This window comes from Streptomyces sp. NBC_01217, assembly GCF_035994185.1.
Taxonomy (GTDB): Bacteria; Actinomycetota; Actinomycetes; order Streptomycetales; family Streptomycetaceae; genus Streptomyces.
Genome location: NZ_CP108538.1, coordinates 8,696,469 through 8,717,158, shown reverse-complemented (window position 1 = coordinate 8,717,158; position 20,690 = coordinate 8,696,469). Strand labels below are relative to the sequence as shown.

19 protein-coding genes and 4 pseudogenes are annotated in these 20,690 nt (G+C 68.4%); 14 read left to right on the top strand and 9 right to left on the bottom strand.

Going from position 1 to position 20,690, the window contains the following annotated elements; translation table 11 throughout:
• Positions 1-31 precede the first annotated feature (31 nt).
• Positions 32-1,306 (bottom strand): MFS transporter, encoded by a 1,275-nt coding sequence (locus OG507_RS38880; RefSeq protein ID WP_327371803.1) that lies wholly within the window; start codon positions 1,304-1,306, stop codon positions 32-34.
• Positions 1,307-2,275: 969 nt separating this feature from the next.
• Positions 2,276-3,178, bottom strand: coding sequence for an AraC family transcriptional regulator (locus OG507_RS38875; protein WP_327371802.1), 903 nt, complete (start codon positions 3,176-3,178; stop codon positions 2,276-2,278).
• Between the two features lie 143 nt (positions 3,179-3,321).
• Here OG507_RS38875 and OG507_RS38870 point away from each other — a divergent pair, with 143 nt between their 5' ends.
• The 8 genes and pseudogenes from OG507_RS38870 to OG507_RS38835 all read left to right on the top strand — a co-directional run.
• Positions 3,322-3,639: a putative quinol monooxygenase gene (locus tag OG507_RS38870; RefSeq protein WP_327372238.1), complete on the top strand. Its 318-nt coding sequence runs from the start codon at positions 3,322-3,324 to the stop codon at positions 3,637-3,639.
• Between the two features lie 111 nt (positions 3,640-3,750).
• Positions 3,751-4,719 (top strand): alpha/beta hydrolase, encoded by a 969-nt coding sequence (locus OG507_RS38865; RefSeq protein ID WP_327371801.1) that lies wholly within the window; start codon positions 3,751-3,753, stop codon positions 4,717-4,719.
• Between the two features lie 145 nt (positions 4,720-4,864).
• Positions 4,865-5,470 (top strand): annotated as a pseudogene (locus OG507_RS38860) (SDR family oxidoreductase); the annotation flags it as partial.
• Positions 5,471-5,769: 299 nt separating this feature from the next.
• Positions 5,770-6,183 carry a CoA-binding protein gene (locus OG507_RS38855; protein ID WP_327372237.1) on the top strand — a complete coding sequence of 138 codons (414 nt, stop codon included), beginning with the start codon at positions 5,770-5,772 and terminating at the stop codon, positions 6,181-6,183.
• Between the two features lie 31 nt (positions 6,184-6,214).
• Positions 6,215-6,415 (top strand): hypothetical protein, encoded by a 201-nt coding sequence (locus OG507_RS38850; RefSeq protein WP_327372252.1) that lies wholly within the window; start codon positions 6,215-6,217, stop codon positions 6,413-6,415.
• Positions 6,416-6,506: 91 nt separating this feature from the next.
• Positions 6,507-6,674 (top strand): annotated as a pseudogene (locus OG507_RS38845) (dienelactone hydrolase family protein); the annotation flags it as partial.
• A gap of 288 nt (positions 6,675-6,962) precedes the next feature.
• Positions 6,963-8,867, top strand: coding sequence for a DUF305 domain-containing protein (locus tag OG507_RS38840; protein ID WP_327371800.1), 1,905 nt, complete (start codon positions 6,963-6,965; stop codon positions 8,865-8,867).
• A gap of 493 nt (positions 8,868-9,360) precedes the next feature.
• Positions 9,361-9,674, top strand: a pseudogene (locus OG507_RS38835) (aldehyde dehydrogenase family protein); the annotation flags it as partial.
• A gap of 72 nt (positions 9,675-9,746) precedes the next feature.
• Here OG507_RS38835 and OG507_RS38830 read toward each other — a convergent pair.
• The 3 genes from OG507_RS38830 to OG507_RS38820 all read right to left on the bottom strand — a co-directional run bounded on the left by OG507_RS38830 (position 9,747) and on the right by OG507_RS38820 (position 11,815).
• Positions 9,747-10,403, bottom strand: a complete 657-nt coding sequence (locus tag OG507_RS38830; RefSeq protein WP_327371799.1) for a transposase — start codon at positions 10,401-10,403, stop codon at positions 9,747-9,749.
• Complete coding sequence (locus OG507_RS38825; protein WP_327371798.1) at positions 10,400-10,720, bottom strand: hypothetical protein; 321 nt, start codon at positions 10,718-10,720, stop codon at positions 10,400-10,402. Before OG507_RS38825 ends, OG507_RS38830 begins: the two co-directional genes overlap by 4 nt.
• Before the next feature lie 402 nt (positions 10,721-11,122).
• The gene (locus OG507_RS38820; RefSeq protein WP_327371797.1) at positions 11,123-11,815 is read right to left on the bottom strand and encodes a TetR/AcrR family transcriptional regulator; all 693 of its coding nucleotides are present in this window, start codon (positions 11,813-11,815) and stop codon (positions 11,123-11,125) included.
• 169 nt (positions 11,816-11,984) lie between these two features.
• Between OG507_RS38820 and OG507_RS38815 the strand changes: the two genes are divergently transcribed.
• From OG507_RS38815 to OG507_RS38805, 3 genes are all read left to right on the top strand, one after another.
• On the top strand, positions 11,985-12,542 hold the full coding sequence (locus OG507_RS38815) for a hypothetical protein (protein WP_327371796.1): 558 nt from the start codon (positions 11,985-11,987) through the stop codon (positions 12,540-12,542).
• A gap of 97 nt (positions 12,543-12,639) precedes the next feature.
• Positions 12,640-12,924 carry an aldo/keto reductase gene (locus OG507_RS38810; protein ID WP_327371795.1) on the top strand — a complete coding sequence of 95 codons (285 nt, stop codon included), beginning with the start codon at positions 12,640-12,642 and terminating at the stop codon, positions 12,922-12,924.
• Positions 12,921-13,214 carry an aldo/keto reductase gene (locus OG507_RS38805; RefSeq protein WP_327371794.1) on the top strand — a complete coding sequence of 98 codons (294 nt, stop codon included), beginning with the start codon at positions 12,921-12,923 and terminating at the stop codon, positions 13,212-13,214. Before OG507_RS38810 ends, OG507_RS38805 begins: the two co-directional genes overlap by 4 nt.
• Before the next feature lie 45 nt (positions 13,215-13,259).
• On the opposite strand, the pseudogene OG507_RS38800 reads toward OG507_RS38805, so the two are convergent.
• A pseudogene (locus tag OG507_RS38800) lies at positions 13,260-13,499 on the bottom strand (DUF6308 family protein); the annotation flags it as partial.
• Positions 13,500-13,713: 214 nt separating this feature from the next.
• Here OG507_RS38800 and OG507_RS38795 point away from each other — a divergent pair.
• A complete protein-coding gene (locus tag OG507_RS38795) occupies positions 13,714-14,460 on the top strand; it encodes a vWA domain-containing protein (RefSeq protein WP_327371793.1) in 747 nt (248 codons plus the stop codon).
• A gap of 350 nt (positions 14,461-14,810) precedes the next feature.
• Here OG507_RS38795 and OG507_RS38790 read toward each other — a convergent pair whose 3' ends face one another.
• On the bottom strand, positions 14,811-15,086 hold the full coding sequence (locus OG507_RS38790; protein ID WP_327371792.1) for a hypothetical protein: 276 nt from the start codon (positions 15,084-15,086) through the stop codon (positions 14,811-14,813).
• 209 nt (positions 15,087-15,295) lie between these two features.
• Here OG507_RS38790 and OG507_RS38785 point away from each other — a divergent pair, with 209 nt between their 5' ends.
• A complete protein-coding gene (locus tag OG507_RS38785) occupies positions 15,296-16,846 on the top strand; it encodes a purple acid phosphatase family protein (protein ID WP_327371791.1) in 1,551 nt (516 codons plus the stop codon).
• 638 nt (positions 16,847-17,484) lie between these two features.
• Here the strand turns inward: OG507_RS38785 and OG507_RS38780 are convergent.
• Complete coding sequence (locus tag OG507_RS38780) at positions 17,485-17,706, bottom strand: hypothetical protein (RefSeq protein WP_442811134.1); 222 nt, start codon at positions 17,704-17,706, stop codon at positions 17,485-17,487.
• 89 nt (positions 17,707-17,795) lie between these two features.
• On the opposite strand from OG507_RS38780, the gene OG507_RS38775 reads away from it, so the two are divergent.
• Positions 17,796-18,182, top strand: coding sequence for a transposase (locus OG507_RS38775; protein ID WP_327371789.1), 387 nt, complete (start codon positions 17,796-17,798; stop codon positions 18,180-18,182).
• 86 nt (positions 18,183-18,268) lie between these two features.
• On the opposite strand, the gene OG507_RS38770 is transcribed toward OG507_RS38775, so the two are convergent.
• A complete protein-coding gene (locus OG507_RS38770; RefSeq protein WP_327372236.1) occupies positions 18,269-20,329 on the bottom strand; it encodes a phosphocholine-specific phospholipase C in 2,061 nt (686 codons plus the stop codon).
• Between the last annotated feature and the right edge of the window lie 361 nt (positions 20,330-20,690).

The window sequence follows — 20,690 nt, the reverse complement described above, 5'->3', positions numbered from 1 at the left end:
AGGAACGTGTTCGCCGGAACCGGGGGGGCGGCTATGCGTGCGCCTCGTCCGGTTCTCCGCAGGGTTCCGCAGCTGCAGCTCCCTGCCGAGACCGGGTTCGCGTGCCCCAGCGTTCAAGCGATGGGCCCGCGGCACCCACGGCGGCGAAGAACGCGCCGAGGAGCAGCCAGCCGGCCGTGCCCAGTCCGAGGACGACGGTGGTGAGGATGGCGGGGGCGAGCGCCTGCCCTGCGCTGAAGCCGAGCCCGAGAAGCCCCTGGTACTGGCCTTGGGCGTGGTCCGGTGCCAGGCCGAAGCCAAGGGCGAAGCCGGCCGAGGACTCCCATATCTCCCCGAGGCTGTGGACGAAGATCGCTGCGACCACGAGGCCGGCGGCTGCCCACACGGGAGCGTGCGCGGTCAGGGCCATCATCGGACAGCTGAGGAGGAAGAGCAGTCCTGCCGTGCGGAACGCTTTGCCGCCATCGCGAGGGGTTTCGATGCGGGATCCGATTCTGGTCTGCAACAGGACGCAGACTCCAGCATTGATCGCGGATACCGCGGCCACGGTCCAGCGCGGTGCGTTTGTGTACTCCGAGATCCATATCGGCAGAAGCAGGGACACCACCGGGTACTGCAGCCCCATCGCACCATAGAGGGCTGTGAAGGTCACGAACGGACGGTCGGTGAGAGCGATCCAGCGGCGCTGCTGCGCCGGTGGCGCCAATGCTCTGTAGTCGGGGAGCAAAAACAGGAGGAGGGCGCACAGTGCAAAGCTGGCCGCGTTGCCGAGAATCAGCACGATGTAGGCAGTACGAGTATTCGCTGCAACCGCGAATCCGGCACCCACGGTTCCCAGGACGACGCCCAGATTCACGTACGTACGGAGCTTTGCCCTGAACGGCGCGGGGCGGTCAGTACCGACCCGGACCACGAGGGCTCCCCAGGCTGCGCCGCCGGCGGCTGCGGCAAGCTGGTCAACGGCAGCGACGGCCGTGAGGGCGGCCCAGCTCTCGACAAGCACGAGAGCGGACATCGCCACTGCCTGAACCGTCAGAGCGAGCATCATGATCGTGCGCGGCCCGTGCCGATCGGCCAGATGGCCTCCCGGTATCCCCGCGAGCAGGCCGATCAGGCCGGCGACAGTGAGGGCGGCACCCACCTGCACTGCCGGTAGATTCACGACCAATGTGAAGTAGAGCGCCGACGCCGTGTTGAAGAGCCCATTGCCGACCCGGTTCACGAAGCTGGCCAGGATCAATACACGCTCTGACCTGCTTCCCCCCGCCAGGTGAGCTATTCGGCCGGGTGGTCTTTCCTTGATCATGGGCGCAGGCTAGCAGCGGTCGCACACACCGTCAGTGGTGCGAAGCCGCCGGCCGTCCACGACACCGCCTCCGTGCCCTTCAAGATCCAGGACGGGCGCTTCGCTGCCCGGCCCCCAGGTGATCCACTTGCTCGGCCGGCGATCCGAGGAAGGCAGGGAAGCCCCTTTGGTGTCCCGGGCGCCGGATACCGCAACTCTCCGATACCGACGCTTCACCAGTGTTCCCGCATCACTGCGGAAGCGTGATCGGCGCGGTCACCGGATCGCCGGACAGTCCACTCACTCTGCCGTCGGGCCGCTATGCCGATGGTGGTGACCTGTGCCCGGCCGCCCGCACCACCCCGCTGAACACTGCGGCCCGCCGCGACCCGGGTCGGCGGCCGGCCCCAGCGGGCTGCGAACACCCCTGACACGGGCCGTACTTCAGCGCTGGACGGGGGGCCGGCGAGCTGAAGTACCGCACGGTCCGGCCGGCCGCGGCGGCCGAGCCCGCCGCCGACACCGCCGTCGATGCAGGCCGCTGCCGTCACCCGGTCCGCTGCATCCGCGTCCGAGCAGGGTTGCATCCGGTGCACGTGCCGAAGCCCGGGGAACAGGACGAACTACCAGGTGGGGAAACGGCTTTGGAGCAGACCGGAGCTGCGCCGATCCGACTCATTCGCGAAACCGGCAATGCGATGCCACGATGTCGTGCCGGATGCAGCTCACGGAAAGGCGAGTCGACTCACCTGGTGCGGCGCATCCGGTTCCGGTGCCGGCACCGCCACGGGCTGCGCAGGAACTCGCGGGCGAGGAGCGCTGTTCCACATGCTGTACCCCCTGCGGTGCGGTGGGATGAGGAACGGGCAGACATTTTCCTGCTCCGCAGGGGAACCGGTGATCCCATCGAACCGCTGTGACCTGCAAAAACCGTAACCTGATCCACCGCCCGCCCGCCCTTGCACGATCCTCCTGTGCGGCCCGGCCGGCTCAGGGGAGGACACCTGCCGGCGTGCGCACCGTCTGACGCAGGCGGGCGGCGTCCCGGCTGGGCGGCGCGCCGAACTGGCGGCGATACTCCCGGCTGAACTGTGACGGGTTGTCGTAGCCGACGCGGTGGCCGACCCCGGTGACGTCTCCGGGGTGGGTGGTGAGCAGCAGCCGGGCCTCCTGGAGCCGGATCTGCTTCTGGAACTGGATGGGGCTCATCGCGGTCACCGCCTGGAAGTTGCGGTAGAAGGCGGAAACACTCATCCCGGACAGCCGCGCCACGTCCTCGACCCGGAAGGGCTGCGCGTAGTGCTCCCGGATCCAGCGCACGGCCCGGGAGACATGGCTGAGGCTGCTGTCGGCCAGGCCGAGCTGGCGAACCGTCGCACCCTGTTCGCCGGTGATCACACGCCACAGGATCTCGCGCTTGACCAGCGGGGCCAGAGCAGCCCGGTCGCGGGGCTCGTCGAGCAGGCGCAGCAGCCGGACCGCCGCGTCCAGCAGCGCGGCCGGGGCGTCGCTGACGGCGATGCCCGACGGTGCGCCCCCGCCGGTACGGGGGGTGTCTGCGGGTCCGGCCTGCAGCAGCTCGGCAACAGCGGACGGTTCCAGCACGAGACCGAACCCGAGCGCCGGCTGCCCGGGGTCGGCCCGGGTGAACTGCCCGGTGACCGGCAGATTAACGGACGCGACCAGGTACTGCCCGGGCCCGTACTCGTACACCCTCTCGCCCAGCGCGAGCCGTTTGGCGCCCTGGGCGATGACCGCCAGCACCGTGCCGGACATCGAGGGCGCCGGCGGATCCGACCGGTCGACCTTCGAGATGAGGACGCCGTCGATGGCGGTGGTCCCGTCAGGACGGGCATGCCGGGCCAGCAGAGTGCGGAGCTCTTCAAGGTACATGCGTCCATTGCAGCACCACTGCGCGCCACGACTCCTGTGTACACGAGGATTGTGCAAGTACGAGCGAGCATCGTTCTAACGTTTTCGCAGGTCAGCCCGGTTGAATGGAATCACCGCACTCCACCACCGAGAAAAAGGCAGCCATGATCGCCAACTACGGATTCAACGCCACCCTGACCGCCAAGCCCGACATGGGCGACCAGCTCGTCGACCTGCTGCTGACCGGCCTGAACGAGGGCAGCCCCGGCGCGAGCGAATACTGCGTCGTCTACCTCGTCTCCCGGTCCGCGTCCGACCCCGACGTCGTCCACGTCACCGAGGGCTGGACCAGCGAGGAGGACCACCACCGGATCTTCGCCGGAGAGGCCGCCCAGGCCATCGTCGCGCAGATCGACGCACTGCTCGCCAAGGAATCCCAGTACACCGACTACGTCCCGGTCCGCGGCAAAGCCGCCTTCTGACCCGCCGAACACCCCAGCCCCCACCCCCCAGCCCCTGCCGCCTCGGTGCCCGCCGAGGCGGCCTCCCTCCTCGCCCGACCGTCCCGCCACCACCCACGAAAGGTCACGACCATGACCACAGCACGCCCCGCCCTTGACCCCGAACTGCATGAACTCCTGGCCGACATGCCGCTGATGTCCCAGCTCAGCCCGGAAGTGCTGGCGCAGGTACGCCCCTTCTCCTCGATGCCCGTCGAACCCCTCCTCGAAGGTCGTGCGATCGACCGGCGCGAGGTCACCGTTGCGAGTCCGGATGGCACCCCGATCCCCCTGTCCGTCTTCAGCCCCGCGAACACCGACCGCACCACCCCCGCGCCCTGCGTCTACTGGATGCACGGCGGCGGGATGGTCATGGGCGACCGCTTCTCGCAGATCGACATCCCGCTGGAGTGGCTCGACGAGTTCGGCGCCGTCGTGGTCTCCGTCGACTACCGGCTCGCACCCGAAGCCACCGGTACCGCCCTGGTCGACGACTGCTACCAGGGACTGCTGTGGATCACCGACCACGCCACCGAACTGGGCATCGACCCCGCCCGGATCGTCGTGGCGGGCCCCAGCGCGGGCGGCGGCCTCGCCGCCGGCCTCACCCTGCTGGCCCGCGACCTCGGCACGCCCGCGATCGCCGCGCAGATACTGATCTGCCCCATGCTCGACCACCGCAACACCACCACCTCCAGCCACCAGTACTCCGGCGGGCCCGGCGTCTGGACCCGCGAGATGAACGAGTTCGGATGGCGTGCCGTGCTCGGCGACCTCACCGGCCAGGAGGTACCCCAGTACGTCTCACCCGCACTGGCCGACGACCTCTCCGGCCTGCCCACCACCTATATCGACACCGGCTCCGCCGAAGTCTTCCGCGACGAGGACACCGACTACGCCACCCGCATCTGGGCAGCAGGCGGCCAGGCCGAACTCCACGTCTGGGCAGGCGGCTTCCACGGCTTCGACACCCTCTACCCCCAGGCACGCATCTCAGCCCAAGCCCGCCAGACCCGCACCGCCTGGCTCTCCCGCCTCCTGCAGCCGCACCCCGCCGCATAACCCCACCGGCGCACCCACACAACACACGCACCAACGCACCAACGCGCACCAGAGGAAACAGCACGAAAGCCGCCACCATCACGGGCGCCGGCTCCGGCTCCGGCACAGGACGAAGCGCCGCGTCCGAGATCACCAAAACGGGAACGGAGTCATACTCACCCACGGCACCAACCCACAAGGCTGGCCGGGGACAGCCGCCATCACCGAGAAGGAGGGCAGCACGGCCGTCGCACTCCCGTTGGCCGTCAACGAAGCAGGCACCTTCACAGCCCTCCCCGACACGGTGGCCGACGCGCCGCGCGGCGCCTGCCGGCGCGACACCTTCGACCATCCGCCCAACAACACCGCTCTCACGCAGACCCCGTCGACCAAGGGCACGACCGAGGAGACGTCCGACAGGCTCATGTGTCTACTCCTCATGGGCCCGTACTTCCCGACACAGACGTTGCTGCCCCCGATGGCGGATGGCGGGACCAACGTCCATACGAGCAGCAACCCGGCGACGGCGGTGACCGGCCTGGAACCTGGCCACTCCGCCCACGCCTCGATGAAGGACGGACCGGACGCGCCGACCCGGTACATGGCCAAGGAATCCAGCACGCGTGGCATCCACGTCAACGCCGTCTCACCGGGGCCGACCCGCACCCGGAACGCCGACGACGCCTCCACCCGGCACCCCGAGACCGTCCCGGCCCCTGCCACGACGACCGCACCCGGCCGGATCCCTGAAGCCCGGCAGCGAAGGTCTTGATGAACTGCCGGCCAAGGGCCGGGCCGTTACCGCACCACCGGCGCCGGGCCCTTGAGCGGGGCGGCGGCGGTGGCGGCGGCCGGCCTGCCTCCACAACCGGGCGCAACGGACGAGGATCCCCCCTCCCGCTCCTGCCGAACGACGGATACCCGGAGACACCCCATTGCATACAGTATTCAAACTGGCTAACGTCGGCTCATGCGACTGACGAAGCCCACAGACCTGACACTCCCCATGCTCATGCGGTTGGCGGCAACCGGCGTGGAACCCACCACCGCACGGCGGTGCCGGGCATGACGATCTATGGCGATGACGCGACCATAAGGCAGATCCTCACTGCTGCCGGAGACACCTGGGCCGTGGTGGGCCTGTCCGATAACCCCGAACGGGCCGCCTATCGCGTGGCCGCGAAGCTGCAGCGCCTCGGCAAGACAGTGGTGCCCGTGCACCCAAAGGCCGAAACGGTGCACGGAGAACAGGGCTACGCCTCTCTCGCCGAGATCCCCTTCCCGGTGGATGTCGTGAACGTATTCGTCAACTCCGCCCTCGCCGGCGACATCGCCGACCAGGCCATGGCCATCGGCGCCAAAGCGATCTGGTTCCAGCTCGGCGTCATAGACCAGGCCGCCTACGACAGAGCCCGCAAGGCCGGCCTGCTCATGGTGATGGACCGCTCCCCCGGACGGGAAATACCCCGACTGGCGCTGGACTGACACCCCCGCCCCACAAGAGCCCCAAAAGCCGATGCCTCAGGCCATACGGCACATCGACCCTCGCCAGACCAACACCGAACCCAAGCTCCGCGAGCTCTTCACGAAACTCCAGGCCAAGCACGGCACCGTGCTGGAGGTCGTCGACCAGCCGGCCTCGACCGTTCTCGCGAACAGCACTGTGGCCTGGAGGGGCTGGCATCGGCTTTATCCGGTGGGCCACGTTGTGCCATGACTACCGGGACGGCATTGCGCCACACACGGATTGGTGACCCGGTGCTCTTCTGAGTGCCGTACAGGCCGGCGCCGGCCCGCTGTCGGATCCCCTCAGGTTCCCCACCACCCAGCCCGAGGCCGGCGCCGGACCGGTCGCGGTGACCGGCCACTGCATAGGCGGCCTCCTGGCGATGCACACCGCCGCGGCCCACCCCGGCCAGGTGACCGCCGTCGCCACATTCCTCGGAACTGGTGTGGGAACGGGCACAGCCGGCCCTCACCGATTGCGAGTCAGAGATGTCCGGCTACTCGCATCGGCGGCACAGGCGGCCCAGTCGCCGCCTGATGCCTGCTGCCACGGGATGGCGACTCTGAGCCGAGAACGTCAAAACCGTTCACACTTGGCGTCGACCCGATTCTCGACGGTGTGTTGCGCCTGAGCGCCGTCACTCCCCTGCGCTCGTGAAAGTGACAATCCTCCATTAGCTGAAAAGACTGGCGTCCAGCTCCAGGCCCCCGGGGTTACTGAGGCCCCATGCGATGGAAGACGGCCCACAGGGAGAAACATGGCACGCAGAGCGCACCACCGGCTCCGCCTCACCGGAACCGCAGGGGCCGTCACACTGGGACTGATTGCCTGCCAGGCCACGGAGCAGCCGGCGGTGGACGCGACGCAGGCGCAGGCGCATGCTGCTCACGAAGGCGCATCGGCACTGTTCGCCCAGGAGATGGACGCGAGCATGCAGGCCATGATGAAGGCTATGGGGGACTCCTCCCAAACCGGTGACCCCGACCACGACTTCGCAGCGATGATGGTGCCGCACCACCGGGGGGCCATCGCCATGGCCAAGGCGGTCCTGGAGCACGGCAAGGACCCTGTACTGCGGAGGCTGGCTCAGGAGATCATCGTCACGCAGCAGCAGGAAATCGGGGTGATGAAGAGTCAACTGTCGACGAAGCCCGCAGCCGGGCGGAACGCATCGCCCCCCGCGGCGCAGCCGGGCAAGGAGATACCCCGGCCGCAGGCAGACGGTGCAGGTCCAGTGCTCCCGATATCCAGCCAGGACCGCGTCTACACCTCTGACCAAACGTCCAACACTGTCTCCGTGATCGACCCCGTCGCCAATCGCCTCCTCGGAGTGATCCGCCTGGGCGACCCGGTGCCTGGTTCGCTCAGCCCGTTGTACAAGAATCAACTACTCGTGCACGGCGGCGGCTTCTCCCCCGACCACCGGACCCTGGCCACCGTCTCCATCGGCTCCAACTCGGTAACGCTCATCGACACCGCGACGAACAAGGTGAAGGGCGTCGTATACGTCGGCCGGTCCCCGCACGAGGCGTTCTTCACGCCCGACGGCAAGGAGTTGTGGGCCACCGTGCGCGGCGAGAACTACGTGTCGGTGATCGACCCAATACGGATGCGGGAGAAGCGCCGTGTCACAACCGCCAATGGGCCGGGCATGGTGCTGTTCCGCCCGGACGGCAAGTACGCCTTCGTGCCCTCCAGCTTCACCCCGGAGGTCGACGTCGTCGACACCCGGACCTACCGGGTCGTGGCCCGCGTTCCGCAGGCCAGCCCGTTCTCCCCGAACCTGGCCGTGAGCCGGGACGGCACCGAGGTGTGGTTCACGCTCAAGGACAGCGGCAAGACCCAGGTCATGAGCGCGCGGCCGCCGTTTCGTATCCTTGCCACGATCAACAGCGGGCCCATCAGCAATCACGTCACCCTCGTCGACAACAGTGCCGGTAAGTTCGCCTACGTCACGGTGGGCGGCGAGAACGTCATCAAGGTCTACCGACGTGGCCCCAAGCCGGCCCTGGTCGCTACCATCCCCACCGGGGACCTGCCTCACGGGATCTGGGTTTCCGGCGACGGCACACGCGTCTACGTAGGCCTGGAGAACCAGGACGCCGTCGTGGCGGTCGACACGCTCAAGAACAGGGTGATCGCGACCATCCCGGTGGGCCAGCAGCCCCAGCAGCTGCTCTATGTGCCGCGTGCCGTCCCGCACGGCAAGGGGACCGCCAACCTGCAGCCACTGGGAGTCGCCGGCAAGGCAGGCCACCTCACGCTGACCGCTCCGAAGGGCGAGGGCGGACACGCCCACGCGACCGTCTCGGTCAACGCGCTCGGCGCCCTGGACCTCCTCCAGGTCGCGGCCACCGGCCTGAAGCCCGGCAAGAACTACAAGGTGTGGCTCACCGAGCACCGCACCGCACCCTTCGGCCGCAAGCAAGCACTCACCATGTTCACCACCAACTCCGCCGGCGCGCAGGTCAGCCAGGCCATCGGGCTCCTTCGCGATGTGCTGACGCCGTCGAAGCCCGCGGCCTCCGCACCGTCCCAGCGCTACCTGATCATCACCCCGTCAGACAGCGACTCTCCCGTTGCTGTTCAGGACCAGTACAACCCCATGCCCCGCCCGGAGGCCCTGTCCCCGGAACCCGCCCCGGCGGCAGGAGGCTCATAACCTGGACGCCTTCCCCCTGCCGCACTGGCCTCGGTCATAGGTAGAGGCTGTGCCGGTAGCTCGACGGACCGCCCAGCGTGTCGAGGACAAGCGCCGCCATCCCAGTGCAGGAGGCGCTGCGCAACGGCATACGAAAAGGGGTGAGGGACACAGTCGCGGGACGGTCAATGGGAGTGTCCCTCGGGACGAGCCGGGTGGGGCGCAGGAACGTCCAATCGAGCGGGCCGGCCTCAACGATGGCGTCCTGCTCCCGGCGCTGCCGGATGGCCGGGCGTTGAAAGCCCGGTAGGCGGCAGCGATCACATGGGCCGTGATGCCTTTGAGGTGCGGGGGGTAGGCGGCCTCGGAGAGCACGACGAGCCGGGAGACGTGTCGTTGGTGCATGGCTTCGACGATGGTGCGGGTGCCGTCCGTGTACAGCGGGGTGGCAGGGCTGCCGCGCAGCCCCACGACGATGACCACGGCGTCGTCGGCGGTGACGAGGTCGAGGACGGAGCCGGTGACCACGCGGTCGGCCGGGGTTCCGTGCACCCGGGCTGCGTCGCGGGAGTTCGGCTGGGAAAAGGTCGTTGCGCCGTCCGACCCGTCGGTGACCTTCGACACCATCGTGCGCCGTGAGGCAATCGGCGTGGTCGCGGCGGTCATACCCTGGAACTCGCCGTTTTCCGCCGCCACCGCCAAGCTGGTATCGCCCTGCTGGCCGGTAACACCGTCGTGCTGAAGGTCTCCCCGGAGAACTCGCTGAGCACGGCCCTGCTGGCGGCCCTCCGGCACGAGGCCGGCCTGCCCGAGGGCGTGCTCAGCATTCAATCCACGCCCTGTAGCCCGGATGGTTCACCCGACCGAGCAGATCGATTTCACACGGTGCGAGCGTGGAAATCAGCTTGGTGCGACGAACAGCCGTCCCGCCGCCCCCACGAAGCAGCAACCCGCAGCGAGTGGGGAACCACCTCGTGCCAGGTACGGGCCCGCGCGTATTTGCGGACGGTGCGACGGTCCAGTCCAAGTTCGCGGGCTGCGGCGCTGTATGGGCGGCTGGCATCGGTCAGTGCACGGACGGCCTCGAAGAGCCGTCGGGCGTGCCGGCTGGCGAAAGTGTCCTGCCCGGCTTCCGTTGTCGTCGAAGGAGGGCTGGGACGCGCCCTGTTCGGGGGCCGGGAGTGCGGCTGGCAGGAAGCCGCGGTGGGTTGCGGCGACTTCCTGGACGCGCCGGGACAGGCCCTGCCACAGGTGGAAGCGGTCGCTGACCTGGATGGCGTCGGGGGCGCCGCCGGCTATGCCTTGCCGGTAGGTGAGGGAGCCGTCGCGGCAGGCGATCTCGATGCCGGGGTGCGTGCGGAGCCATCGGCTGAGCTGTTCGGCGTCCCTGCCCTCCCAGAGCGTCACCGGAAGACGGGTTGTGTGGTCGACCAGGCGGGTGCCGTAGGTGTCGCCGTAGAGCGCGAAGTCGTCTACCTCCAGCACTCTGGGTGTGACCAGCGGCGGCAGCGGCATCAGCTGGGTGAGCACGGTGGACCGGGAGAGTCTGACGTTCATGACGCGCAGCATCCGGGCCCCGCCCCGCCTCGCCCGGCCAGCACCACGCCGACCGCCTCGACCAGGTTCTGCAGCAGTGGCGTTCGCCGCTGGTAGCGCACCGTCAGCCCCGGCACCTGCTCGGCGAAGGTCACCTTCGCGCAGGCGGCGTTGTCGCAGTACAGACGGCGCACACTCAAGTCGATCCGGACCGGCCGGTGGCCGATCGCCGCATCGGCGAGGTGCCGGACATAGCGGCTGTGGATCCAGTCGCTCAGGACGCCGCGCCCACTGCATCCCGCTGGAACACGGGAGCGCGTACTCGCCTCGGTCACCACGACAGAACCGGAAGTATCGACCGAAAACACCAGCATCCCGGCCAAGTGCGGTAACAAGTTTGACAGTTCAACAGCACACACCCAAAGGGTGCCCACCCCGCAAACAGGCCGACCACCGCACCGGGATGATCTCCGGCTACGAAAATCTCGTCAGAGCCACGTTCACGTGTACGCCGACACTTCCACCCGCACGCCTTCGTGCTCGCGGCGGCTCGGGGCAGGAGCCTTGGAACCCTGCCGCCCGGCACATCTACACCTCCGTCCGGGCCCCCGATACTTCCGCCGGCTGGACCTACGAATACACCGGAGCCGACACATCCACGGATGGCTGACACACCCACCGGGGTCCCGCGGGCATTCCAGACAGCCTGACCGAAGAGATAGGGGCACGCCCCCCGACCGCTACGCGCCGGGCGGCGAGCACTCGATGTCGGGGACCGTAGTGGCCGCCGAAGGTGCCTGGTTGGGGGCGGGGGCGGCGCCCTCGTCGAGCCCACGGGCGGCGTGGACCCGCAGCAGTCCTTCGATGCCGCGCAGCAGGGTCTCGCCGGCCAGGACGGGGTCGCCGAGGTAGCCGGCGCTCATCGCGCCGTCGCGGAGCATGACGAAGTGCCGCCCGGCGTACTCGGCGGACGCGTCCGTGATCTCGGCGAACAGTCCGGTGATCGTCTGCAGGAACCACTCACGATGCTGCACGACGGCCCGATGGACCGGATGGTCGGGGGCGGGGAATTCCGCTGCCGCGTTGAGGAAGGCACATCCCCGGTAGCCGGGCGAGCGGATCTGCTCGACCAGGGACGCACCGATGCCCCGCAGGATGCCGTCGGTCGGCGCGTCCGCGGCCATCAGGGCGCCGATCTGGGTGCGGATCGCCTGGTCGACGCTTCCGATGTAGGCGACGGCCAGGTCTTCTTTACTGCGGAAGTGGCGATAGAAGGTGGCGTTGGTGACCTTCGCCTCGGCGACCAGGCGGTCGACTCCCACCGTGTGAATGCCCTCGGTGTAGAAGAGCTGCCCGGCAGTCCTCAGGAGTCGCTCTCGGGCCTCGGAGACTCTCTTGCCGGTGCCGGCTTCCGTCTGCGTCATGTCGCTCATGATAGCGGATAGAACGATCTCTCTACATCCAACGTAGAACGTTCTCTCTTGTTTTGACGGATGGAGTGTGCCAGGCTGCATACAAGAGAGAGCGTTCTCTCTGCTTCAATGCGTCCCCCGCCGCCCGTAACCATCCACGCACCTCTCCCCGCACTCACTGGAGAACCCCATGACATCCGTCGCCTCCGCCGAGCACGTCGACGCCGCACCCGCCCTGCGCCGGCTGTACATCATCCGCTTCGTCTTCGCCACCGCGTGGGCGGTGCTCCTGCTGGTGTCCGGCTCCGACCTCACCACCGGGGCCAAGCTGCTGCTGTTCCTCTATCCCGCCTTCGACGTGGCCGCGGCCGTCGTCGACGCCAGGTCGGCGCGCGCCGCCGGGCCGGTCAAGGGCCTGTACGCCAACATGGCCATCAGCTCGCTCGCCGCCGTCGGCGTCGCAGTCGCCAGTGCCTCGAGCGTCGCCGATGTACTGCGCGTCTGGGGCGCGTGGGCGGTCGTCTCCGGCCTGGTCCAGCTCCTCGTGGGCGTCGCGCGCCGCCCGATGGGCGGCCAGTGGGCCATGATCGTCAGCGGCGGCATCTCGGTACTGGCCGGCGCGTCCTTCTTCCGGGGCGCCTCACAGGATGACCCCTCGCTGGCCGCCCTCGCCGGCTACGCCACGCTCGGAGGGATCTTCTTCCTCATCTCGGCGTTCCGCCTGTCCCGCCCGACCCGCAGGGGCTGACCGGCGTCGGCCGAGGACCGTGGCGACCGGATACAGCGCGCGAGTCCGGACGCGCCCGCCCGCCAGGGTCCGGCTCGGTGACAGTTTGGTGCGGCGGATGACGTTCGGCGCCATGAGGCCGGCCGGGCCGGGGTTCTGGGGGCCTTCGGCGGCCCGGGACCACTCGATCCGGCCGGCCCGGCGGGCGGTGGAGCTCGGCGTCGATCACATCGACACGGCCGACGCCTACGGCTTCGGCGTCGTCGAGGACATCCTGCGCGAGACTCTGCATCCGTACCCCGACCGCCTGCTCGTCGCCACGAAGGTGGACCAGGTGCAACCCCGGCCCGGCGCATGGGTGCCGGTCGGCCGCCCCGCCTTTCTGCGCCACCGGTGCGGATGAGCCCGCTCCGGCTGGGCGTGGACCGGATCGACCTCCTCTACCTGCACCGCGTGGACCCGGACGTGCCCTTCGCCGACCAGATCGGCCCGACGAAGGAACTGTGGGACGAGGGCAAGATCGCACACGTCGGCCCCTCCGAGGTCGTGGTGGAGCAGATCGAGGCCGCTCGGGCGGCCGTCGACGTCGCCGTGCGGAACATCTACAACCTGACCACGCGCGCCGACACCACCGCCGCGGCGAACGCCGCCCTGACCACCGCCCAGTCCCAGATCGAGCTGGCCACGGAGTAGGTGCCACGCTTTGTGTGCCGGTGAACTCAAAGCCAGGTCCACTTCCGTGGCGCCGGCCATGTCCATGTCCCGGCAAATGGCACGAAGCAGTATGGAAAGTTGTGTCCCGGCGTGGCCTTCCAGAAGATCCAGTGCGGCAGCCGCGGGAACGGTGACCGACAGGGTTTGCACTGCCATCAGGTCCTCGGCAGTTGCGGTGTCGACGACTGCTGGGTGGTCACCTCCACCGCCCAGAGCCTCGAATCGGGCTCCTGTGAACGCAGCGGCCCCTGGGGGTCGGTCCACGCCGAGGTAGCGGCGCAGGTCCGCGACGGAGCCCGCGTCGGTGACGAGGGCATGGAACCGTTCCGCAAAAGGATGGGGAAGATCGGGCAAGGACACCAGCGGCTCCGGGTCAGGCAGGTCGACAGGCGGTACTCGGAGCCACTTCACCTCGTTCGCAATGGTCGCATTGGGTAAACGCTGCTTTTGGTCAGCAGCGAGGCGTCACCATAAGGGGATGACCGCGACGAACGGAATGCAGCGAGCATCAGCCATCAGCCTGTCCAAGGTGCAAGAACGTGCGCCCGACCTGGTCAGTCTGTACAAGGTGGCGGGCGACAGTATCCGCGGGCACGGGCTGGAGGGCGTACGGGCCGCGGTGTACCTCGTACTGGACCGGTCCGGGTCGATGCGGCCCTACTACCGGGACGGGACCATGCAGCATCTGGCCGAGCAGGTCTTGTCGCTGTCGGCTCATCTCGACAACGACGGGATCGTGCCGGTGGTGTTCTTCTCCACGGATGTCGACGGGTCCACTGACCTGGCGCTCGGCGGACACCGTGACCGCATCAACAAGATGCACGAGAACCTCGGTCATATGGGGCGCACGAACTACCACTGGGCCATGGACCAAGTCATCGACCACTACATGGATTCCGGCAGCCGCTCGCCCGCCCTGGTCATCTTCCAGACCGACGGCGGGCCCACCAGCAAGCTCGCCGCCGAACGCTACCTATGCAAGGCAGCACGGCTCCCCCTGTTCTGGCAGTTCGTCGGCTTCGGTGACCCCGGCAGCAACGAGTTCACGTTCTTGCAGAGACTGGATGCCCTCGCCGTACCAGCCTGCCGCGTCGTCGACAACGCCGGCTTCTTCCACGCCGGCCGCACCCCGAAGACCACCGGCGACCACCAGCTCTTCGACCGGCTGCTCCACGAATTCCCCGACTGGCTGACCGCCGCCCGCACCGCGCACATCGTGCAGTGAGGTCTCAGGACGGCACGAGCGCCCGTACCGGCTGGCCTCTGTTCACAGGCACACCAAAGAACCCGTTAACGTGATGGCCCGGCAGGAGGCAGCCAGCCCCGGCGACGGTGCGTCCCCGAGAGCGGCTTACGGATTCATCCAGCGGCCGAACGCGTCGACCAAACCCGCGTAGAACTTGTCGCCTGGGACGGATCCCGGATTCTTGCTCGCGCCGTAGAAGGCAACGCGCTCGCGGCGCGTCTGCTGCCGCTGCGGGCAGTAGCCGGGCTTGCGCCCACACGGTTTATCACCGCATCCGTGCGCGTATTTGGGCCGAAGGAGGTTCTTCCTGATGCGGACGTAGCCCGCACTCAGGTCGACGTCCTCCTGCGCAGCTTGGACGCCTCCACCAGCAGGCTTTCCACCTCCTCGATCGTGTAAGGCCCGATGTCCTCCTCTTCGAGCCGGGAAGCCTTGGCGATCTCCGCGGCGTTCGTCGGCACATGCCCGCGCCGCGCTGCCTCGCCGATGGCGACCCGGATCGTCCGGTGAACGTGATGGGCGGTGCCGGCCGCGCTGCCGGACGCCTGCAGGGCCAGGCTGTCGGGAGTTGCTGTCCGTTGCGGTGACTGCCATCTGGCGTTCATGCCCGTCCCGCCGCGCCGGTCGTCTGTTCTTCCTAGCGTCCGTGAGTGTGCGCACCACTGGCCTGCCGCAGTCCGCTGTCAGGTTCGAACCGCTGCTGTCCGGTGGGTGTTCGACTGCACCGAAGACGCGAAAGGCCCTCGGAATGTCCGAAGAATCCAAGCAAACTCGAATCTCTCGTCGCAACGCGCTCGGCTTGTTCGGTGCGACAGTGTCCGGCGCCGCCGCCGGGCCACTGGTCCTCGGCGCCGGAACCGCCGAGGCGGTTCCGGCGAAGTCGGAGGTCACCGGTCTCACCACCGGCTCGGCCACCACCCCTGTCCAGGGCCTGCACCTGACCTTCGGCGCCGACCCACGCAGCCAGATGGTCGTCTCGTGGGTCACCGACGCGGCCGTCAAGAACCCGCGGGTCGTCTACGGCACGCTCAGTGGCGGCTTCGGTTCCACAGTGCACGCGAGGACGAAAACCTACGTGGACGGCACCTCCGGGCGGACCGTCTGGGTCCATCACGCGCTGCTCAGCAAGCTCAAGGCCGATACCGACTACCTGTACGCGGCCCAGCACGACGGCGCCACCCCCGACGCCGGCACCTTCCACACGGCGCCGTCCGGCCGAGCTCCGTTCACCTTCACCAGCTTCGGCGACCAGGGCGCGCCCAGTGTGACGTGGAAGACCGGAGCGAACCCGGCCGACGCCTCGGGCCGGGACTTCGAGCCCAACGCCACGCCCGCCGCTGCCGACATCGTCACCGGCGTCGAGAAAGTCGGCCCGCTGTTCCACCTCCTCAACGGTGACCTCTGCTACGCCAACACCGGGCCCGACCGCATTCGCGTCTGGCGCGACTTCCTCACCAACAACAGCCGCTCGGCGCGATTCCGTCCGTGGATGCCGTGCGCGGGCAACCATGAGATCGAGCTGGCCAACGGCAAGCTCGGTCTCGACGCGTACCAGACCTACTTCGAGCTGCCCTCGACCGAGACCCAGCCCGAGCTCGACAACCTCTGGTACTCCTTCACGGTCGGCTCGGTGAAGGTGATCTCCCTGCAGAACGACGACATCGCCCTGCAGGAAGGCGGCGACATCTACATCAACGGCTACTCCGGCGGTCGGCAGCTCGCCTGGCTGGAGAAGGAGCTCAAGTCGGCACGGGCTTCGAAGGACATCGACTGGATCGTCATCTGCATGCACCAGGTGATGATCAGCTCCGCGACCGCCGCGAACGGCCCCGATCTCGCGCTGCGTGCGGCGTACGGCCCGCTGTTCGACAAGTACGGCGTCGACCTGGTGGTCTGTGGCCACGAGCACGACTACGAGCGCTCGTTGGCGGTGCGAGGCGTTGTCCCCGGCAGCGTCACCCTCACACCCAACCCGAGTCAGACCGCACTCGACGTGATCGACAGCGCACATGGCACGACGCACATGGTCCTCGGCGGTGGCGGCGTGTCCGGCATCACCAACAACAGCTTCACCACCGACGACGCTGACGGTCACGGGCATCACTCGGCATACGTCCAGATGGAGCGCGTCGGCAAGTACAACTCGGTCAAGGAACAGGAGGCGGCGATCTGGATCGGCGTCCGCGACGCGGAGCATCCGTACGGCTTCGCCGAGTTCACCGTCGACCCGGGCCGTCACCCCGGTGACATGACCCGTATCCATGTCACCTACTACAACATCATCACGCCCACAGGTGAGCTGTCGGTCTTCGAGAAGTTCACGCTCCAACGCCGTCGTAGTGACGGCGGCAACGGCCACCACTGACCCACCACGACCAGCAGCAGTAGTCGTCAACGCCTGGGCCGGGACGTCGTCCCGGCCCAGGCGTTGCTGGCCAGGAGGTTGTTGACGGCCGCGCTCCTTAGACCATGTCCTACGCGGTGGACGTGCATCTTCTAACCCGGCTTGCCGCGGTCCACGGGGCTCGGACCTATGCGCGTGGGAGCGAGGCGAACGAGTACCTCGCGCCGATCCTGGGTCCCCCGACTTCCTACGTCACCTGGCCCGAGCCATCCGAGGACGTACCCGATGGCCTCCTCTGGAAGACCCGCACCCTGCTCGATTGGTCGGGCGGCCGCCCCTTTGCCCGGGGCGACGACGAGATCGCCGACGCCGACCGCGCCTGGACAAAAACCCGACACCCCGCACGAACCCTCCTCCACCGCGTCAACCACCGACACGGCCTCACCGACCCGGACTTCGCCGCTCTTGAGACGTGGTTGCGCGGCGGGTGGCGGTCCTCACCCAATCGTCGCCGGCAGGGCCGTCGGGTCTGGCCGGATCCCGTACTTGCTTGCGCTCCCCCGCCCCGTCCTACGACGGTGTGGTTGTATTTCTTCACACAAACTCACCTACCGTCGGGGTGCCGCTGGTTACGCCGACTCCGTGCCCATCTCGCGCGGCTAGAGGCGTGCGGTGAACCTGCCGTCGGGTCGTTTGTGCAGCCAGCCACGGTCGGCGAGTTTGGTCAACTTCGCACGCAGGGGTTTCAACTTGCCGCGCGCCGTCACCTGAAGGCCCAGTTCCTCGCCGACGCTCCTGCCCTGTACCGGGCCGTCTGCGGCCCGGACGATCGAGTCGCCCGTCCGCCTCGACCCGCGGGGGGTGACCGTCGTAGCGGACACCCCCCCCGCGGCCCGGTCCGCTTGGCCGACATGGGCAGCGGCGAGAACTGGCTCGGCTACCACGTCGCCACCCTCCTGAGCATGCACGAGTGGTTCTCCGAACAGCGCAGTCCCGTGCCCCGCTTTCAGGACCAGCGGCCCCCTGGACCGCCGCGCCGCCGGTCCGGACACCGCCGCAGTGCGGCACCAGCCCTGCTGAGGCTTCCTCGGGCAACGCCCAGCGCCGCAGGCCGAACCACGGAGATGACCGCCAGGCCAACTCCGCGCTCCACACGATCGTTCTCAGCCGACTGCCCTGGGATCCGCGCACACGCGACTACACGCACCGCCGCACCGCCCAGGGCAAGAGCCGCTGCGAAGCCATCCGCTGTCTCAAACGCTGCGTCGCCCAGGACCTCTATAAGCGCATGCTCTACAAGCACATCCTCGGCTCCATGCCACAACCGACCGGCGACGCTCTTCCCGCAGCCACTTGACATCCACAGAGGCATCAGACGCGAGAGCGACGCGCGCAGGCCGCGGCCCGGTGGCACCGGACCGCGGCCGGAACGGCTGAGCGGGATCAGAGGGTGGCGAAGGCCGGGTCGCTGGTGCTCTCGTGACCGCTCTCCACGTGGGCGGCCAGGCGACGGACAAAGGTGCGGTCGTGGTCGGCGGTCACGGTCAGGCCGTACCAGCCGTGGGTGCGCTCGGTCCTGGCCGAGTGCACCACGTGGGTGCCGGGGCGCAGCCGGTAGGTGGCCGGCTTGTGCTTGCCGTACTCGTCCTTGATCGTGAGCGTGACGGTGCTGTGGCCGTCGTTGGTCAGGACCAGACGCACGGCGCCGCCCTTGCCGTCGTGGCGAGCGCTGACCTCGGGGCCTGCGGCGGTGGCCTTGCCGGCGAACTGGCGCAGGAAGCCGTTGGGACCGTGCACGGTGAAGTCGTAGGCACCGTGGGAGTCCGCGGAGGCGTTCCAGACGCCGGAGAGCGAGTGCCCCGAGCCGACGGTGTACGTCCACGGGCCGGAGGCGTTCGTCGTGGAGGTGACCAGGAAGCCGGCGCCGGCGCCGCCGTGGGAGGCGAAGTCGATCCGCAGCGAGCCGTCGGCGCCGGCCTTGGCGTCGGCCGCGAGGTCGTACGGGATGGGCCGGGCGGGACGCAGTCCGTGCTCCTGACGGGGCAGCGCACCCTTGGCCGGCGGCGTCGGCACGTAGTCGGGGTGCCGGTCACCGTCCGGCGGCAGGTAGCCGGCGGTGTCGGGCAGGTGCGGTGTGCGACTGTCCTTGTGCCGGAAGTCGAACGCCGTGGTCAAGTCGCCGCAGACGGCACGGCGCCAGGGGGAGATGTTGGGCTCCGTCACGCCGAAGCGGCGCTCCATGAACTGGATGATCGAGGTGTGGTCGAAGGTCTGCGAGCAGACGTAGCCGCCCTTGCTCCACGGCGACACCACGAACATCGGGACGCGCTGCCCCAGGCCGTACGTTCCGGCCGGGCGGCCGCTGTCGCCCGCGTACAGGTCGCCGCTGACATCGACGGTGGACTTGCCCTGTGCGGCCGAGCCCGCCGGGAAGGGCGGCACGACGTGGTCGAAGAAGCCGTCGTTCTCGTCGTAGGTGATGAACAGCGCCGTCTTGCTCCACACATCGGGGTTGGAGGTGAGCGCGTCCAGCACCTGCGAGATGTACCAGGCGCCATAGTTGGCGGGCCAGTTCGGGTGCTCGGTGAAGGCCTCGGGCGCGACGATCCAGGAGACCTCGGGCAGCTTGCCGGCCTTCACATCGGCACGGAGGATGTCGAAGAAGCCCTCGCCCTTGCGTGCGTCGGTGCCGGTGCGCGCCTTGTCGTACAGCGGGTCGCCGGGCTTGGCGTTGCGGTACTGGTCGAAGTAGAGCAGCGAGTTGTCGCCGTAGTTGCCTCGGTAGGCGTCCCCGATCCAGCCCCAGCTGCCGTTCGCGTCCAGGCCGTCGCCGACGTCCTGGTAGATCTTCCAGGAGACACCGGCGTTCTCCAGCCGCTCCGGGTACGTGGTCCAGGAGTAGCCGGCCTCGTCGTTGCCGAGGACCGGGCCGCCGCCCTTGCCGTCGTTGCCGGTGTAACCCGTCCACATGTAGTAGCGGTTCGGGTCGGTGGAACCCATGAACGAGCAGTGGTAGGCGTCGCAGACCGTGAACGTGTCGGCGAGCGCGTAATGGAACGGGATGTCCTCACGGTTCAGGTGCGCCATCGTCGTGGCGGACTTGGCGGGGATCCACTTGTCGTACTTGCCCTTGTTGAAAGCGGCCTGGGTGTCGTTCCAGCCGTGCGGCAGGTCCTCCAGGAATGCCAGGCCGAGGTCCTTGGCGTCCGGGTGGAAGGGCAGGGTCTCCTCGGTGCCGTCCGACTGGTACCAGACCGGCTTGCCGCTCGGCAGCGTCACGGGGTGCGGATCCCCGAAGCCCCGGACACCGCGCAGCGTACCGAGATAGTGATCGAAGGAACGGTTCTCCTGCATCAGGACGACGATGTGCTCGACGTCCCTGATGGAACCTGTCCTGCGTTGCGCGGGTATCTCCGCGGCACGAGCGATACTGGTGGACAGAACGGACAGAGCGGCGGTGCCGCCCGCGAGCTGCACGAAGCGTCTGCGGTCGATGGCATTCATGAAGGGCATGTCTCCGGAAAATCCGTGGGCTGTAATGGTGCGCAGCACCCAGCCTCGCCCAACTTGTTCAAACAAGTGGCGGCGGGAAAGCGAACCATTCCGGAAACTTTTCCCACCCTGCGCATGGCCGACAACAGGACGGACCGGGCCCGTGAGCCGTCCCGGACGCCGCGAAACTCACCGGCGCCGGCTGCCGGACGACCGGCGAACCACCTCGCGGGCGAGCGGGTACACACCGGAAGAAGCCGCGAAAGGACGGCAGCGAGTTGAGTTGATCAATACGGCCCAGGCCCGTTCCGGACGCGCGGAGAGCCACAACCCCGGCCGGCCGAGGAAGGCCCGCAGCACGGCACTCCCCGTT

What these genes read in the sequence shown, in the direction of transcription:
- OG507_RS38810 (WP_327371795.1), top strand. Translation starts at nt 12,640, where the DNA reads ATGACGTTCGGCGCCATGAGGCCGGCCGGGCCGGGGTTCTGGGGGCCT.
- OG507_RS38790 (WP_327371792.1), bottom strand. Translation starts at nt 15,086, where the DNA reads ATGAACGCCAGATGGCAGTCACCGCAACGGACAGCAACTCCCGACAGC.
- OG507_RS38880 (WP_327371803.1), bottom strand. Translation starts at nt 1,306, where the DNA reads ATGATCAAGGAAAGACCACCCGGCCGAATAGCTCACCTGGCGGGGGGA.
- OG507_RS38820 (WP_327371797.1), bottom strand. Translation starts at nt 11,815, where the DNA reads ATGAGCGACATGACGCAGACGGAAGCCGGCACCGGCAAGAGAGTCTCC.
- OG507_RS38830 (WP_327371799.1), bottom strand. Translation starts at nt 10,403, where the DNA reads ATGAACGTCAGACTCTCCCGGTCCACCGTGCTCACCCAGCTGATGCCG.
- OG507_RS38865 (WP_327371801.1), top strand. Translation starts at nt 3,751, where the DNA reads ATGACCACAGCACGCCCCGCCCTTGACCCCGAACTGCATGAACTCCTG.
- OG507_RS38840 (WP_327371800.1), top strand. Translation starts at nt 6,963, where the DNA reads ATGGCACGCAGAGCGCACCACCGGCTCCGCCTCACCGGAACCGCAGGG.
- OG507_RS38770 (WP_327372236.1), bottom strand. Translation starts at nt 20,329, where the DNA reads ATGAATGCCATCGACCGCAGACGCTTCGTGCAGCTCGCGGGCGGCACC.
- OG507_RS38875 (WP_327371802.1), bottom strand. Translation starts at nt 3,178, where the DNA reads ATGTACCTTGAAGAGCTCCGCACTCTGCTGGCCCGGCATGCCCGTCCT.
- OG507_RS38850 (WP_327372252.1), top strand. Translation starts at nt 6,215, where the DNA reads ATGCCTCAGGCCATACGGCACATCGACCCTCGCCAGACCAACACCGAA.
- OG507_RS38870 (WP_327372238.1), top strand. Translation starts at nt 3,322, where the DNA reads ATGATCGCCAACTACGGATTCAACGCCACCCTGACCGCCAAGCCCGAC.
- OG507_RS38805 (WP_327371794.1), top strand. Translation starts at nt 12,921, where the DNA reads ATGAGCCCGCTCCGGCTGGGCGTGGACCGGATCGACCTCCTCTACCTG.
- OG507_RS38815 (WP_327371796.1), top strand. Translation starts at nt 11,985, where the DNA reads ATGACATCCGTCGCCTCCGCCGAGCACGTCGACGCCGCACCCGCCCTG.
- OG507_RS38795 (WP_327371793.1), top strand. Translation starts at nt 13,714, where the DNA reads ATGACCGCGACGAACGGAATGCAGCGAGCATCAGCCATCAGCCTGTCC.